13 protein-coding genes and 1 tRNA gene are annotated in these 15,264 nt (G+C 52.8%); 8 read left to right on the plus strand and 6 right to left on the minus strand.

Features of this window, described 5'->3' with window-relative positions; translation table 11 throughout:
* Positions 1-505 precede the first annotated feature (505 nt).
* Positions 506-582, minus strand: a tRNA-Pro gene (locus tag KTE_RS14860).
* A 404-nt stretch (positions 583-986) separates the two neighbouring features.
* Positions 987-2,273 carry an NAD(P)/FAD-dependent oxidoreductase gene (locus tag KTE_RS14865; RefSeq protein WP_201382129.1) on the minus strand — a complete coding sequence of 429 codons (1,287 nt, stop codon included), beginning with the start codon at positions 2,271-2,273 and terminating at the stop codon, positions 987-989.
* Positions 2,274-2,590: 317 nt separating this feature from the next.
* On the opposite strand from KTE_RS14865, the gene KTE_RS14870 reads away from it, so the two are divergent.
* The 8 genes from KTE_RS14870 to KTE_RS14905 all read left to right on the plus strand — a co-directional run bounded on the left by KTE_RS14870 (position 2,591) and on the right by KTE_RS14905 (position 10,382).
* Complete coding sequence (locus tag KTE_RS14870) at positions 2,591-5,911, plus strand: BTAD domain-containing putative transcriptional regulator (protein ID WP_201382130.1); 3,321 nt, start codon at positions 2,591-2,593, stop codon at positions 5,909-5,911.
* Positions 5,912-6,326: 415 nt separating this feature from the next.
* Positions 6,327-6,908: a hypothetical protein gene (locus KTE_RS14875; protein ID WP_201382131.1), complete on the plus strand. Its 582-nt coding sequence runs from the start codon at positions 6,327-6,329 to the stop codon at positions 6,906-6,908.
* A 102-nt stretch (positions 6,909-7,010) separates the two neighbouring features.
* Positions 7,011-7,670 carry a hypothetical protein gene (locus KTE_RS14880; RefSeq protein WP_201382132.1) on the plus strand — a complete coding sequence of 220 codons (660 nt, stop codon included), beginning with the start codon at positions 7,011-7,013 and terminating at the stop codon, positions 7,668-7,670.
* Between the two features lie 146 nt (positions 7,671-7,816).
* Positions 7,817-8,335 carry a hypothetical protein gene (locus KTE_RS14885; protein ID WP_201382133.1) on the plus strand — a complete coding sequence of 173 codons (519 nt, stop codon included), beginning with the start codon at positions 7,817-7,819 and terminating at the stop codon, positions 8,333-8,335.
* Positions 8,336-8,435: 100 nt separating this feature from the next.
* Positions 8,436-8,672, plus strand: coding sequence for an Os1348 family NHLP clan protein (locus KTE_RS14890; RefSeq protein WP_201382134.1), 237 nt, complete (start codon positions 8,436-8,438; stop codon positions 8,670-8,672).
* 234 nt (positions 8,673-8,906) lie between these two features.
* Entirely contained in the window at positions 8,907-9,191 is a 285-nt protein-coding gene (locus KTE_RS14895; RefSeq protein ID WP_201382136.1) for a hypothetical protein, read from the plus strand.
* 26 nt (positions 9,192-9,217) lie between these two features.
* Complete coding sequence (locus KTE_RS14900) at positions 9,218-9,412, plus strand: hypothetical protein (protein WP_201382138.1); 195 nt, start codon at positions 9,218-9,220, stop codon at positions 9,410-9,412.
* Between the two features lie 97 nt (positions 9,413-9,509).
* Complete coding sequence (locus KTE_RS14905) at positions 9,510-10,382, plus strand: putative RNA methyltransferase (RefSeq protein WP_201382140.1); 873 nt, start codon at positions 9,510-9,512, stop codon at positions 10,380-10,382.
* Between the two features lie 102 nt (positions 10,383-10,484).
* Here the strand turns inward: KTE_RS14905 and gcvPB are convergent, their stop codons facing one another.
* The 4 genes from gcvPB to gcvT form a co-directional block, all read right to left on the minus strand.
* Positions 10,485-11,975 (minus strand): aminomethyl-transferring glycine dehydrogenase subunit GcvPB, encoded by a 1,491-nt coding sequence (gene gcvPB / locus KTE_RS14910; protein ID WP_201382142.1) that lies wholly within the window; start codon positions 11,973-11,975, stop codon positions 10,485-10,487.
* Positions 11,972-13,324, minus strand: coding sequence for an aminomethyl-transferring glycine dehydrogenase subunit GcvPA (gene gcvPA / locus KTE_RS14915; RefSeq protein WP_201382144.1), 1,353 nt, complete (start codon positions 13,322-13,324; stop codon positions 11,972-11,974). The genes gcvPB and gcvPA overlap by 4 nt, the downstream gene beginning before the upstream one ends.
* A 283-nt stretch (positions 13,325-13,607) precedes the next feature.
* The gene (gcvH, locus tag KTE_RS14920) at positions 13,608-14,003 is read right to left on the minus strand and encodes a glycine cleavage system protein GcvH (RefSeq protein ID WP_201382146.1); all 396 of its coding nucleotides are present in this window, start codon (positions 14,001-14,003) and stop codon (positions 13,608-13,610) included.
* Positions 14,004-14,103: 100 nt separating this feature from the next.
* The gene (gene gcvT / locus KTE_RS14925; RefSeq protein ID WP_201382148.1) at positions 14,104-15,228 is read right to left on the minus strand and encodes a glycine cleavage system aminomethyltransferase GcvT; all 1,125 of its coding nucleotides are present in this window, start codon (positions 15,226-15,228) and stop codon (positions 14,104-14,106) included.
* Positions 15,229-15,264: the final 36 nt, after the last annotated feature.

Here is a 15,264-nt window from a genome sequence, read left to right on the forward strand (position 1 = left end):
AGGAAGAGGCGCAAGGGATATTGGAAGCGATATATTGGAATAATAAATTTGGCTTCCAGGCCCTATGCTTCTACTGCCGCCTGTGACGACTAAGCGGATAAGGGTGGAGAAATCTTGCATGTCCAGGAAGGCCAGGCCATGCAGGAGCAGTTGCGTGCGTTCCCCCAGATCTATGTTGCCCGCGCAACATATCCAGTGAAGAGGGGGGAGGGCTTATAAAGCTCACTGGGCCATCCTGAGATGGAGTGAGCGTTGTACGCAACCTGTAAACCCGCATGCTAAGAAAACTCCTTAGTGCCTACCCGGAAACCTGCGCGCGCTTGTCCCCGAATGGGGGAAGCGCTAGTCGCGAGAGCGACGTTGGTTTCCGCATAAGAAGGCATGCCTGCAAAAAAAGAGGCACATACTCTTACGGCTGAAGGAATGTCTTTTGTAACATCGATCCAATTCATCGATAGTTCCTTCACTCCCCCTTGAAAACAGGGGGAAGAGTATGTGCCTTACCTGGTCGGGGTGAGAGGACTTGAACCTCCGACCTCAGCGTCCCGAACGCTGCGCGCTAGCCGACTGCGCCACACCCCGAAAGTCTTCCATGCAAATGCTTTATCGCACCGCACTTATCCGTACTGAGCAATCCTACTCAATTTCCAGGCTCGACCACTAGACGAATACCTCTATCCGACTACGAAGTTCTACCCTACGAAACCGGCAGTTCCCTTTTCTTCCCAATCACTCGGATGGGTAAGGTTTTAATACTGCTCATGGGCTAGTATAGCATACCTCTTGCTATTTGACAAGAGGAAATGCCCGTGTTTAGTATATATCGATCAAATTGATCCTGGCTTGAGAGGCCGTGTCATAGCCAATGGCTCCCCTCGCTCCCTTGAGCGCCTGCGGCGCCCATAAAGGGGGAGAGCACAAGTTTGCCGTCACCAGGGACAAAGTAACGGCTGAGTTTTACCCGGCGTGGGAAGTCCCGTCTCCGTTCATGGGACGGGACTTCCCACGCCGGGTGTTAAAACCTGTTTTACCAGGCGCTCGGCCAGCTCAAGCGAGTAGTTCTGCCCCCGGTCATGGGGATAGACCTGAAACATGTTTGCCATCCACAGCCCCGCCAGCGGCGTTTGCAGCGGCGGAATATGCTCGCGGTAATCGACGGTGACAATTGGCTGCGCGAAGGGGGCGTGGAACATCCAGCTCTCCGTGACCCAGCTGGGATCAAAATTAGGCTGAATCCGCTTTACATGCGGCAGAAATTCCTGTAACACCTCTTCTTTGCTCCGCGTAAAGAGGGCATCATTCATGGGGCGATAATTCCCCAGGTAGATCAGGTGTCGCCCGCCATACTCCTCGGGCGCGCGATAATTGGTATGCTCGACCAGGGCCATGAAGGGATAGCCCGGATCGCAAATGTTGATCCAGTAGCTATCGGTCAGGGGCCGGTCCAGACCCAGAATAAGGCAGTGCGCGCCATAGGCCTGTCCCCAGTCATACTGACGCCGGTAATCCTCAGGCAGTTCTGGAACCAGGCGGCAGGTCAGGCGTGTCGGCAGCGTCGAGATAACCTCGTCAAACTCCCAGTTCCCCTGGTCGGTCTGTACATGCCAGCGCTCCCCCTCGCGCCGCACCTCTTCCACGGTGGTGCCAAAGAGCAACTTTCCCCCGCGCTCTTGAATGCGCTCGACCAGGCGATCATAGAGCAACTGGAAACCACCGCGTAAATACCCCAGTTGCGTCGTGCGATCATGCAGGCGCGCCCAGATCCAGGGCAGGGCGATCTCGTCGCGTAGCTCGCCAAATTTCCCGCTAAACAGTGGCTCAAAGAGGACCTCGTAGGGACGCTTCCCCATCCATTTGCGCAGCCAGGTCGTGGCCGTCTTCCCCTCAAACCACGCCGGTGGCGCGACCTTCAAAAAGGCCAGGACCGCGCCGACGCGCATGCGCTCATCCAACCGCCAGGGCTTAAATCTCAGCAGCGTCAACGGCGAATCCAACTGCTCAAGCTTCCCATCAACCAGGCTCACCGTGCGCGGGCGCTGCCACTCCAGCCGCTCGCCCAGCCCCAGCTCTTCTATGGCACGAATGGCCGTGGTGTCCGAACGAAAGATATGGTGATAGAACTTATCCAGCCACGCCTCGCCAACACGAAAGCCCGCCGCCAGGCCACCCGCCATCGGCTCCTTCTCAAAGAGCATTACCGTATGTCCCGCCTCCACCAGGCGGTATGCCGCCATCAAACCCAGCGCCCCGCCGCCAAGGACCGCGTATTCCATACCTTCTTCTCTCCCGATATAAAATAATCTCAAAATATGCATCCAGCTACCCTGCACTATTTTAACATACCCGACCTTTGCTGACCTCTTTCTATCGGCGCGTAATTACTAAAGTATCTAGGATATGAAGATATTAAACTTGGATAACCGCAAAATATATGGCTTGGCATCGCTTTTCATGTGTTATTATACTTACTTGTGGGCATTCCAAAAATAGAATAGAAGCGGGCCATCGTTTCCAACATAGATAGAAAAGCCTGCCTTCCGTCTGCCTGTCTGCATGAACTTCAGTATGCCTTAATGAATAAGGAGAGTACATGGTGCATGATGCATCTTTCCATCATAAGAAGGTTGTCCGCCCTACTCTTCCGTCGATTCTGCTTCACCGAAAGGCGTTGATTGCGCAATTACAAGCGTCCATTACACCTGAACAATATAAACATGGAGCCTCTACACGTTATAAACTATTTCTGTGTTGCGCTCCCGCCGGATATGGCAAGACAACTTTATTAGCTGATTTCGCGCACTCTCAATCCTTGCCCTGTTGCTGGTATTTCCTCGATCATACCGATACCGACCCGGTCGTCTTTCTTCGTACTCTCCTTGCAAGCATACGCCAGGCTTTTCCCACATTCACTTTCTCCCTCTTTCCAGAATTACCCTTTCTCACTGCCAGCTCGTATCATGCTACTATTGATGCGCTTTGTATCGCCATTGCTGCCGAAATCTCTGAGCGCTTTCTCCTTATGCTGTGCAACTACGAAGAGATTAACGAGAGCGAAGTCCTCACAGATCTGGTGACCTACCTGCTAAAAAAACTGCCGGATCAGGTAACGCTTGTCATTGAAAGTCGTGTCATTCCCGATATCTCCTTTGCCTCGTTCGTCATCCACGATGAAATGTGTGGGCTACATAGCAATGCCTTGCGCTTCTCTTCCCAGGAAATTACGGAACTGGCTAGCCTGCAAGGCCTGCCTCCTCTCACGCCTGCCGAGGCCGAGCAATTAGCCACGTCTTTCGATGGCTGGATTGCCGGGATTCTCCTGGGAACCCGCGTAGGGGATGCGCGCTTCCAACTCCTTCAACAGCAAGCCTCGCGCGAAGATGTTTCACTACTCCCTCACGAGTATTCTCCAGTAAAAGGCAAACGGACCACACTTCTTACCTACGTTGTCGATGAAGTGCTTAAGCGTGATAAAACAGCCTACGCCTTTCTGCAAACCATCTCCATCCTCCAGCAAATCGAACCCTCCATCTGTAACGCCCTGCTCAACATCAACGATGCCGCCGAACAATTAGCCCATCTGGAAAGCCAGGGCTTCTTTGTAACTTCCTATAAAAGCCTTTCAGGTACCACCTATTCCCTTCACCCAGTCATTCGCGATCTGCTGAGTGCACAACTACGCAGCCAGGAACCCGAACGTTTTCTCGCCTTACATCGTTACGCGGCAACCCTCTGGCAGGCCAGTGAGAATGCAGAGCAGGCGCTCTATCATGCCCTAAAATCCGAAGCCTATGACCTGGCGACTGTCCTTATTTCTAATAATGCTGAGCGCCTGTTCCAACAGGGGCAGCAAGAAACCTTGATCCGCTGGTTGCACACTCTCCCCACAGAGATTCAGGAACATCATCCGCAACTCCTGCTACTCCAGGCGTCAATTTTCCTTGAACATGGACAACATAGCGCTGCGCTCCCTCTCCTTGAGAAAGCCGAAGCGCTCTTGCCTGACCAGGTTGAGGGCGTGAACCCTCGGTTTCACGCTTCAATCGCCATTTTGCGTGGCAAGGCCTTCTCACAAATGGGGAATTACCTGCAAGCCCAGGAGCTTTGCCAGGAGGCGCTCACATATATTCCCGAGCAGGACCATATCTTGCGGGCGGCGGCCGAAATGCGCCTGGGCGTATGCGCGAGTCTCCAGGGGGACTTCACTTCTGGTATTCAGCACTTGCAACAAGCACTTCGTATCTGGAACAACGAGCCTCCGCTGAATCAGGCTATTGAGATCCATAGCTCTCTGGCCAATACCTATTATTTCATAGGCAATTTCCCCCTGGCACAACATCACCTGGTAGCAATGATGAATGCCTGCGAGCAGCTCCAGGATATCTCGGGGAAAATACGCGCCCTAACTTTACAAGGCCTTATATCCCAGGACCGGGGATTGGCCTCTGAGGCCGAGGCATCGTTCCTTCAAGTACTAACACTTACTAATGAGCCCTCATATATGCAGCGCGGAAAAGCCTACGCCTTAGTCAATCTAAGCTTGTTTTATGTGGAGCAAGGAACGTATGCTCAGGCTTTGGCTCATGCGCAAAATGGTTTGGGTCTGGCGCGCCAATTTGGCAATCGTAGTCTGGTCAATGCCGCCCTTTCAAGTTTGGCTCTGAGCTATCTCTTTCTGGGAGATGCCGTCAGTGCCTTGTTCATGGTTGAACAAATGGAGACCCAGGCAACGAGCGAAGAAACAGTGGGATATGAACATGCCTGGCGCGATCTCACCTATGGCCTGGTACTCCTGAAGCAAGGACGATCTTTCGAAGCCACTACCCGCCTGTCACATATAGAGACCGTTTTACGTTCGACCTCTTTGAAACGCGAACTGCTTCAAGCCAAAATACGCCTGGCAGCCTGCCACGTCGAGCAGGGCCAAATTGAGCAGGCTGTACAATTGCTTGGCGAGGTTGCAACTCTCCTGTCTACCCATCATACATATACTCACCTGGTTCAGATCGAACTACAATGGCTCCCAGGCCTACTTCCCATACTTCAGAATCATCCCTACCTCGCACCCTTGCGCACACTGCTCAACATCGCTGAACCACTCCAGCATCAGAAGCAGCCACAGCCAACCGCAATCAAAGCTGAATTGACAAACGCTAATCTGACTGGCCTTACTATTTACGCCTTTGGCGAGCCAACCGTCTTGCTCAATGGACAGCCAGTCAAACGCTGGCGCATGAACCGCACCATGGAACTCTTTTTCTTCTTGCTGGACGCTCGGCATCCCATGAGCAAAGAATCCATTCTCACGGTGTTGTGGCCAGAATATGACGAACAAACTAATCAAACCTTTCACAATACGCTGTACTATCTGCGCAAGCTCCTAGGTGAATCCTGCGTGGTTTTTCAGCCTTCAGGCTATAGCCTTAACCTTGCTGCTGTTTACGGAGAGCAGGTCTGGTATGACGTTCATATATTTCAACAACGACGCAGCGAAGCCGAACAGGCTCTGGCGCGTGAATATCACGCGTTGGCGAAAGAGTCCCTGCTTGAAATGGTTCAGCTCTATCGCGGCGATTATGGGCGTCCCTTCTACAGTGATTGGTGTACCTTCCGCCGCGATGAACTGCGTACCGCGTACCTGGAGGCCCGTCGCCAGCTGGCCCAAATAGCCTGGAATGCGGAAGCCTGGAACGAAAGCACCGAGCACTGGCGCCAGATGCTCCACATGGACAACTGCCTTGAAGAGGCGCACTATGGTCTCATACGCTGCTACGCCCGCCAGGGCAAACGGCAAGCCGCGCTCCGCCAGTACCAGACCTGCCAGAAACTCCTCCAGGAGGAACTCGGCGTCCAGCCCGGCCAGGCCATGCAGCACCTCTACCAGCGACTCCTCAATCCACAGAATAAATTGTAGGGTCCAGGCAAGCCTGGACTTCCCGCTGCATCTACCTCACTCAACATAGTGCGGAGTCACTGCGGAGTGGGCAGAGCTTATTCTTTCCTCAGACACAGCGAAGACAAGCGGACAGCGCAAGAAAGCAGGTTGTTTGCTCTATATCGACTTTTCATGAAAGGAGGTAACAAAGAACATTGAAGCGCTATTTTCAGGATTTAGAAGCAGGGCAAAGGAGGCCACTGCCCTGGCGCGTGTCTCGCGTCTCCCTAGTTATAGGAAGCACCTTATTGCTGACGGCCCTGGCACTCACCCTCTTGATGCAGCTCATTGGAACAAACCATATCGGAAATGGTGATCCTGACTGGTCCCAATCGCATTCTGCCATCACTTCCTGCTGGTGCGATGGGTATAGGAGATTAAAAGGAGTAAGCTTTTGAAGAAAAAAAGGCTTCTTGGAACTTTTGGTGTAAGGAAGCTGCTTTGTAGCTTTGCTATTGCAGCTATCGTGTGTTTGACTTTATTTGCCACCAGCAGCCCAAAAGCATTTGCGGCAAATAACCCAGGCCTAAAGATAAGCCCTCCACATTTAAATAATAGAGCACTGCCATTGGATAGCGTCACAAATGTCATCTACCCCGCCACCTATTTTCTAGGTTGTGGAACAGGTTGGAATGGTGCTACTGATCCATACTTGCACTCCTTTGAATACGCCTATACAACTCGATCGCAAGCGTGTTCAAAGGCTGTTTGGGATGAGCATGATACAAGTCAAAACAAGATATGTGATTTGACCGTGTATATTCCAACTATATTAGCAACAGCTAATATAGCATATGGGCTCTATCGTGCCGACAACTCGTTAATAGGTCGCTATAGCATCAACCAAAATACTCATTACAGTTGGATTGGCCTGGCATTCGGAATCTATGGCATCCATCATGTCGTGATTTCAAGCAACAATGGAGAAAATGGAACGTACATGGCGGCAGGTGAAATACAGTTCGCTTGTTACTAAACGACTCATATTAGCAGGTAAAGCAGTGGAATGCTTCAAACAATGCGTAGAGTCAGTCGTATCTGCGACAAAAGTTTATTGCTAATTTGAAAGAAGGATCTCATGAGAAGTATATTCAAGGGATTTAATGTTAGCCTTGTGCTAGCTATGTTGCTAGGCATCGTTCTTTTTGCTGGAACAGCTACACAAGCACATGCTGCTTCAAAATCTATCTCACCGCAGGTAGTTTACCAAAACAAGCAAGCTAAGACGAGCAATACTCCTGCTAGTTGGGTTCAGCGCGCAGATCCATATGTGCATATAATCAATGGCACCGCAACAATTGATCCAGCAATAAGTCAGCATTTAAGCACTGATGAAATTGCTCAAGTTCAAAACGCTGTCAATCACTACAACAAGCTACCTCTATCCACCCGGCAGCATCCACATGTGTCAGGAACATACAAGCCTAACACTATGAGTCCAAATAGCACAGCTTATCAGTGGAGTTACGATTGGTATTGGTGGGGTGTGCGTATCTGGCTAAACAGCCCTGCGGCTCAAAATCTCGGCGGTGCTATGGCATTTATAGGAGCCTCTATAGGAGCCTCTATAGGAGCTGCTGTAGGAGGTCCTCTGGGTGTTACTGCTGGGGCCATTGTTGGATTGATATTGAGTGTCGGCGGCTGGTCACCGACCTTTTATGATAACCAATGTGGTAACAAGGGAGTATTCATAGATATAAACTGGTATCTTCAACCAAGTGTAACGCCGGTATGCTAATTTTAAGAAAGAGGTAAACCTTACAAATCCAATTTGTTCACGTAGCAAGATGGCGAGGATTTAAGCAGGGCTAATTTAAAAGAACCAGGTAGCCAATCTGTATCATCAGAGCCTACCTGGTTATAGTCATCCGGGAGAGTAATAGCATGGTTGAGAGAAATGAGCAAAACTCACATAAATTTTCGTTGAAACACCGACGACTGGTAGTTATCAGCTTCTATTTTACGACGCTTATCATTGAACCCTTATTGTGGTTAGCTGGCATCGGTACACATGGCACAACGTTGTTTGCGCATATCTTTGGAAATGCAATCGGGGACTACATACAAATTATTGTTTTGGCGCTGACAATCTTTCTTATTGTCTGGCATTACATTTACCTCATAGGCCTAACACGTAAGATTACCCTCACTCCATACCAGCGGCTAAACGAGGAAGGCCGTACTTCATATGCTCATGCACATGCATTAACTTCTCGCATTCTTGCGCTTGTATGTATCTTAGGCGCAATCTTTGTTTCTTGGAATCTCAATGGTTCACTCTTTCCAGACTCGGCATTAGGGAGCATAAAAAGGATAGGAGGTTTGCTTCCAATCATAGTTGGCGCTCTGACTTGGTCTCTTCCAGTGATGATCACTGCATGGACTCAACCAGACCGGCAATAGATATCCAATAAGAGCTTATCTGAAAACTAAATGCGACAAAAAATAGGCTGAGCTATATTGTACCGTAGCTTTCGGATAAGCTCTAAAGGGCTAGACGCTTATGTCATGGAAAATAATCAATCGCATTCTCGGCTTGGCTGCCATCAATCCAGCCTTCCGCCAACAATTGCAAGAAGATCCACGAGCCGCTCTGGAGATCCAAGGATTCGAGCTAACGCCAGATGAGATGGAGGTATTTAAAAGGCATACAACCTTGCCATTTGCGCAACTCTGCCAGCAACTGTTCGAAACATATGCTCCTCACAATCAAGAATCATCTGGAGAGACTATTCTTTAGGCCATTCTGGCTTTGTATACATATGCCAGGATGGCACTCAAAATAATCAGCAGCTTGACAAAATTGGCTACAGAGAACATAAGGCAGCTACAGCGAAGACAGAAGGGCGAAATTGGAAGGAGAGTAAGTGACGTTGGCTCACTTAGCCCGTCTTGTTTGATTTTGCCACAATGCAGGCGTTCATATTTCATATGCCCTTGCAACAGAATTCAATTTTTAACAGGAGAGAATGCGATGAATCTCATATTTATTCTCATCAGTTTACCTATGGCAATCATCATGTTTGCAGTACTTAGTCTGCTTACACGCCAAAAAAACACCGTGAGAGAGAGATTTACGCCACCAATTATGCTTGCAAGTGGAAGCTTCGGTGTTTTCTTAGGCACAGTGGTAAGCCAGGTTATGTCTTATGGGCGTCCTGCTCAGCCTGACTTTCTGCTGGTCCTCATTGGTGTGCTTCTCGGCTTCTTGTTAGCCATCATAGCAGGGATTGCATATATAAGGGCACAGCGAGCATAAAAGAAAGTGGAAGGAAGGCGATTCTTATGCCAAGCCTGGTCCAAACCTTGCGGCAGTTCTTCAAAAATCCTTATGTTTCAGTCATCGGCTGGTTCCTGACAAGCCTGACCTGGTTCATTGCCTTTGCTTTCTTTGAGAGAAGGGTTCTCTATCTCGTAATTGGTACTGTCACTATCCTCTTTGCATTAGCTTTTCTCGATCAAGCACGCCGTACGAAATAAATCTCAGAAGAGTACAGTGGCTTCCATTATGTCGGGACCTTGCAGAAAGGAAAATAAAGGCGTACCCTAAAGCCTAAACACTCTAGGAGGAACTCACTTGCCCATCCATACCTGCGCCCTGGCTCTACTCACCTGCCCAATCTGTGGCGATCCACTCCACGTCGAGGAGAAAACCCTGCGCTGCGAACACGCCCACGCCTTCGATATCGCGCGCGAGGGCTATGTCTCTCTGTTACGCAAGCAGGCCAGTGGGGGAGATACAAAGGAGATGCTAAAGGCGAGGCGGGCCTTCCTGGAGCGGGACTACTATGCTCCACTGGCACAGACACTAACAGACCTGCTGGCGGCCCACCTCCACAAGAGGTCGGTAGAGCAGACCTCTCCTCTAACCATTCTCGATGCTGGCTGCGGAAACGGTTACTATCTAAACTCCATCCTTCACCAGTTACCACCCACCATTTCCAGTCAGCCCCTCTGCGCGCTCGGACTCGATCTCTCCAAAGAGGCCATCCGCATGGCCGCGAAGTCATACCCAGACGCCCAATTTATCGTCGCCAGCCTGTGGGAGCGCCTCGTCCTCGCCAACGCCAGCATTCAGGTCATGCTCAATATCTTTGCTCCACGCAATGCCCCCGAATACGCCCGCGTCCTCGCTCCCGGTGGCCTCCTGCTTATAGTCATCCCTGGCCCTCGCCACCTCTCCCAGGTACGCGCCGAACTCGGCCTGCTCAACATCGAGGAACAGAAGCAACAACACATCCTGGAGCAATTCGCCGCCAACTTTACCCTGCTAGAACAGCGCGAGCTTGCCTATCAGCTCACCCTCGATCAAGACTCCCTGCGCCAGCTCGTCCGCATGACCCCCAACTACTGGCATATGACCGAGACCATCGAGCAACACCTCTCCACCATCGACTCCCGCCCCTGCGACATCCAATTCCACTGCCTCCTCCTCCAAAAACACGCATAAAAATGCCTGATACGTGTCAAAACACGTATCAGGCATTTCGTCCCATGATATGTAGACGCGTGCTTTAATAGCGTCGTCCCCTCACGTCGTCCTCCCCACAACCTAGGAGTGCGTAACCTCCTGCCCGGGCATCCAGCGCAGGTTCGGTTTGCGCGCTGCCAGGGCCTGGTCGAGGCGCCCAATCACCGTGGTATGCGGCGCGGTCTTTACAATCTCTGGCTCTGTGCGCGTCTCTTCCGCGATCTGCTTCATGACAGCTATAAAGCTGTCCAGCGTCTCACGCGTCTCGGTCTCGGTCGGCTCGATCATGAGAGCCTCGGGGACGATCAGCGGGAAGTAGGTCGTGGGCGCGTACATGCCGAAGTCGAGCAGGCGCTTGGCGACATCCGTCGCGGTCACACCGGCCTCTTGCTTCTGCTTGCGGGCCGTGGCCACAAACTCGTGCTGGCAGATGAGCGGGTAGGCGATCTCATAATCCTCTGAGAGTCCATGCTTCACATAGTTGGCATTGAGAATGGCGCTCTCCGAGACATGGCGCAGGCCATCGGGACCATTGTAGCGGATGTAGGTGTATGCGCGCACCAGGACACCGAAGTTACCCAGATTGGCACGTACCTTGCCGATGGACTTGGGGCCAGCATCCTCCCAGGAGTAGCTGCCGTCCTCGTTCTTCATGGGCAGAGGACCCGGCAGGAAGGGCACGAGATGCCCCTTGACACCGATGGGACCGGCACCAGGACCGCCACCGCCATGCGGCGTGCTGCATGTCTTGTGCAGGTTGAAGTGCACGACGTCAAAGCCCATGTCGCCCGGGCGTGTGATGCCCATGACGGCGTTGGCGTTAGCGCCATCATAATAGAGCTGACCGCCAACCTCGTGAATCTGGCGCGCGACCTCCAGAATATTGGAGTCAAAGAGGCCCAGCGTGTTGGGGTTGGTCAGCATGATGGCGGCGACGCTCTTGCCATGCTGCTGCAAGAGTTTATGCAGGTGCTCCAGGTCCACGCCGCCCGTCTCAGGATTGGTCTTGACCTCGACGACCTTGTAATCAGCCAGGGTTGCGCTGGCGGGATTGGTGCCATGTGCGTTATCTGGAATCAGGACCAGGTTGCGCTCTCCCTCGTTCCGGCTCTGGTGATAGGCCTTGATGAGCATCAGTCCGGTCAACTCGCCATGTGCGCCCGCCGAGGGCTGCAAGGTGACGCGGATCATGCCCGAGATCTCCGCCAGGTAGCGTTCCAGTTCATACACAACCTGGATCGCGCCCTGCACCGTCTCATCGGGCTGCAAGGGGTGAATATGCGCGAAGCCCGGCAGGCCCGCCATGTCCTCGTTGATCTTGGGATTATACTTCATGGTGCAGGAGCCGAGTGGGTAGAAGCCGCTATCGACGCCAAAGTTGCGCTGCGAGAGATGCGTATAATGGCGTACCACCTCGATCTCGCTTACCTCGGGCAGGGGGGCCTCTTCCTTGCGCCGCATGTCCGCGGGCAGAAGCTCGTCCAGCGACTCCATGGGGATGTCGAACGCAGGCATATTCGCGGCGCGGCGTCCTGGTGCGCCCTTCTCAAAGATTAATGTCTCAACGCTCATGCCTGCACCTCCTTCAACACAGATACCAGGGTGTCGATCTCCTGCCGGGTACGGGTCTCCGTGACGCAGAAGAGCAGACAATCCTTCAACTCGGGATAGTGTTCTTCCAGGGCATAGCCGCCAATGATGTCGGCCTGGGCCAGCTTCTGCTGCAGTTTCGCAACCGGAATGGGGGACTTGACGACAAATTCATCATAAAATGGATTATGGAAGACAGGCTCAAAGCCGGGTACCGAGGTGATCTGGCGGAAGGCGTAATGCGCCTTGCGCAGGCATAGCTCGCCCAGTTCGCGGAAGCCCTGCTTGCCAATCGCGGCCATATAGATTGTCGCGCCAATCGCCAGCAGCGACTGATTGGTGCAGATATTTGAGGTAGCGCGCTCGCGGCGAATATGCTGCTCGCGTGTCTGCAGGGTAAGCACATAGCCGGTCTGCTTATGACCACCCTCTTCCACCGTCTGTCCAACCAGGCGACCAGGAAGCAGGCGCATAAACTTCTGCTTGGCGGCCATAAAGCCCAGGGCCGGTGCGCCATAGCTCATGGGATTACCAAAGCTCATCAGCTCACCCACGGCGATATCGGCGTTGTATTCTCCAGGAGTTGCCAGGATACCCAGCGAGGCCGGCTCGGTAATGGTCGTAATAAAGAGACCCTTGCCCTTGTGCGCGATGGCCTCGATTGCGTGTGCGTCCTCAACACAGCCAAAGAAGTTCGGCTGCTGAATGATGACCGCCGAAGTCGAGGGTGTCACTGCCGCGTCCAGCTCGTCAAGGGAGGTGACACCATCCTGAGTTGGAACCTCGTGTACCGTAAAGCCGCGCGCGAAGGCATAGGTCTGCAACACCCGGCGATACTGGGGATCAACACCGGTCGATATGACGACCTCGCCACGCCCACCGGGGCCAAGGGCCACGAAGACCGCCTCAATCATGGCTGTCGCGCCATCATAGAGCGAGGCGTTGGCGATGTCCATGCCGGTGATCTGGCAGACCATGGTCTGGAACTCGTACGTCGCCTGCAGGATGCCCTGGCTCACTTCCGGTTGGTAGGGCGTGTAGGACGTGACGAACTCCGAGCGGCGTTGCAGGTGCGGCACCACGCTGGGGATGGCCCGGTCATAGGTCCCGGCCCCCAGGAATGAAATGGTAGTGTCGAGGCTCTTATTGCGTGCCGCCATGCGTGTGACCACGCGTCGCAGGTCTGGCTCTGAGAGAGCTTGCGGCAGATCGAGCGGGCGATCCAGGCGCACATTTTCAGGAACGGGAGTCAGCAGATCCTCAATCGAAGAGAGGCCCATGCTTTCCAGCATGGCCTGCTGCTCTTCCGGTGTATTAGGCACATAACTCATGGAATTAAAACATCTCCCTGGAGATCCCAATGCAAAATCACTTGATATGTTTGCTTTTATCATGTTAAACTCTTGTTATCATAAGTTGGTTGTGGAAAGAGGCTGTTGATATCTCACCATATTACTTCGATCCATCGGAGGATACTGCAATATTATATCGCATTGACGAATGGAATAGCCAAAAAGGATAAGTGAGAGTAGCCCTTTTTAATGACCATAACGAGAAAGAAAAGGCCGCTGACAAGCGCAACGCGCTTGTCAGCGGCCTTTTCTTTCTCGTTATCTATCTACCTTCGAGGTATTGCAAATACTGCTCGGCAGTCATCAACTGGTCCAACTCCGCGGTATTGGCAAGCTTGATCTTCAGCATCCACCCCTCATCATAGGGGTTATCGTTGATCAGCTCTGGGCGCTCCTTCAACTCTTGGTTGGCGGAAACCACCTCGCCGCTGAGCGGTGCCACAAGTTCGGAGGTCGCCTTGACCGACTCGATATCGCCGAACTTCTCTTCGCTACCAAGCGTCTGGCCGCCATCCCAGGGCAGCTCGATATACACAATGTCACCCAGCTGATCCTGAGCATAGTCCGTAATACCAATTGTCGCCTGGTCCCCCTCTACAAGGACCCACTCATCGGTCTTCGTATATTTCAGGTTAGCAGGATGGTTAAGGCTAGCCATCGTCTATCTTCTCCTTCAATGTATCTCTGTTTGTTCTATTCCCCACATCACGGAAATTGTAGGGTCCATGCTTGCATGGACTAAAAGCCCACAACTAATTCTATTCCCCGCGCTTATAAAAGGGAAGAGCCACCACCTGCGCGGCGACGCGTTTCCCGCGAATCTCAATCTGCACGCGTGTCCCCGCGCTGGCGTGTGCTGGGTCCACAAAGCCCAGGCCAATGCTCTTCTGCACTGTGGGCCCATGCGAGCCGCTGGTAAGAACGCCAATGCGCTGCTCGCCATCATAGATAGCATAGCCGCTGCGTGGTACGCCACGCTCCAGCAGTTCAATCCCCACCAGGCGCTTCTTCAGTCCCTGCTCCTTCGCCTGCTGGAGGGCGCTGCGACCAATAAATTCCGCGCTCTTTTTTAGCTTGACAGTCCAGCCCAGACTGGCCTCAAGCGGATTGGTCTCATCGTCCAGCTCATGCCCATAGAGGCAGTAGGCCGCCTCCAGGCGCAGCGTGTCGCGCGCTCCCAGGCCCGCCGGAAGCAACCCCTGTGGCTTGCCCGCTTCAAGCAGGGTCTGCCATAGCCTGGCCACATCAACGGAGGGACAGTACAGCTCAAAGCCATCCTCGCCTGTGTAGCCGGTGCGTGAGATCAGACAACGAATGCCCGCGACCTGGCCCGGCGCGAAGTGATAATACTTGATCTCGTCCAGCTTGACGTCCGCCAGCGGTTGCAGAATACTCATCGCCAGTGGGCCTTGCAGGGCGATCAACGCAGTCGTATCCGACTGATTAGAGAGGGTGACGTTGGCAAACTTCTGCGCGTGACTCTCGATCCAGGCATAATCTTTATCGATATTAGCGGCGTTGACGACGAGCATATACTGCTCTTCCGCCAGGTGATAGATCAGCAAATCATCAATCGTCGTGCCATCTGGTCGGCAGAGTTGCGTATATAATGCCTGCCCAACTGCCAGGCGTGAGACATCATTGGGCACAAGATATTGCAGAAAGGCCAGGGCATCGCTTCCCTCGACCTTAAACTCACCCATGTGGCTCACATCAAAGAGACCCGCCTTCGTGCGAACGGCCTGGTGCTCCTCGATAATGCCGCTATACTGTACAGGCATATCCCAGCCACCGAACTCCACCAGGCGGGCACCCAGAGCCCGGTGCTGTTCATAAAGCGGGGTCCTTTTTAAACTAGGGACGGCGCTGTCTTGTGTGGTCATACAAAAACTCCCATGCGTGCGCTCTAGAGGATCGAT

Source organism: Ktedonobacter sp. SOSP1-85 (genome assembly GCF_016587415.1).
GTDB lineage: Bacteria > Chloroflexota > Ktedonobacteria > Ktedonobacterales > Ktedonobacteraceae > Ktedonobacter.

Excerpts from the sequence above, each read along its gene's own strand:
- KTE_RS14865 (WP_201382129.1), bottom strand. The coding sequence starts at position 2,273 with ATGGAATACGCGGTCCTTGGCGGCGGGGCGCTGGGTTTGATGGCGGCA.
- KTE_RS14870 (WP_201382130.1), top strand. The coding sequence starts at position 2,591 with ATGGTGCATGATGCATCTTTCCATCATAAGAAGGTTGTCCGCCCTACT.
- KTE_RS14880 (WP_201382132.1), top strand. The coding sequence starts at position 7,011 with ATGAGAAGTATATTCAAGGGATTTAATGTTAGCCTTGTGCTAGCTATG.
- KTE_RS14885 (WP_201382133.1), top strand. The coding sequence starts at position 7,817 with ATGGTTGAGAGAAATGAGCAAAACTCACATAAATTTTCGTTGAAACAC.
- KTE_RS14890 (WP_201382134.1), top strand. The coding sequence starts at position 8,436 with ATGTCATGGAAAATAATCAATCGCATTCTCGGCTTGGCTGCCATCAAT.
- KTE_RS14895 (WP_201382136.1), top strand. The coding sequence starts at position 8,907 with ATGAATCTCATATTTATTCTCATCAGTTTACCTATGGCAATCATCATG.
- KTE_RS14900 (WP_201382138.1), top strand. The coding sequence starts at position 9,218 with ATGCCAAGCCTGGTCCAAACCTTGCGGCAGTTCTTCAAAAATCCTTAT.
- gcvPB (WP_201382142.1), bottom strand. The coding sequence starts at position 11,975 with ATGAGCGTTGAGACATTAATCTTTGAGAAGGGCGCACCAGGACGCCGC.
- gcvPA (WP_201382144.1), bottom strand. The coding sequence starts at position 13,324 with ATGAGTTATGTGCCTAATACACCGGAAGAGCAGCAGGCCATGCTGGAA.
- gcvH (WP_201382146.1), bottom strand. The coding sequence starts at position 14,003 with ATGGCTAGCCTTAACCATCCTGCTAACCTGAAATATACGAAGACCGAT.
- gcvT (WP_201382148.1), bottom strand. The coding sequence starts at position 15,228 with ATGACCACACAAGACAGCGCCGTCCCTAGTTTAAAAAGGACCCCGCTT.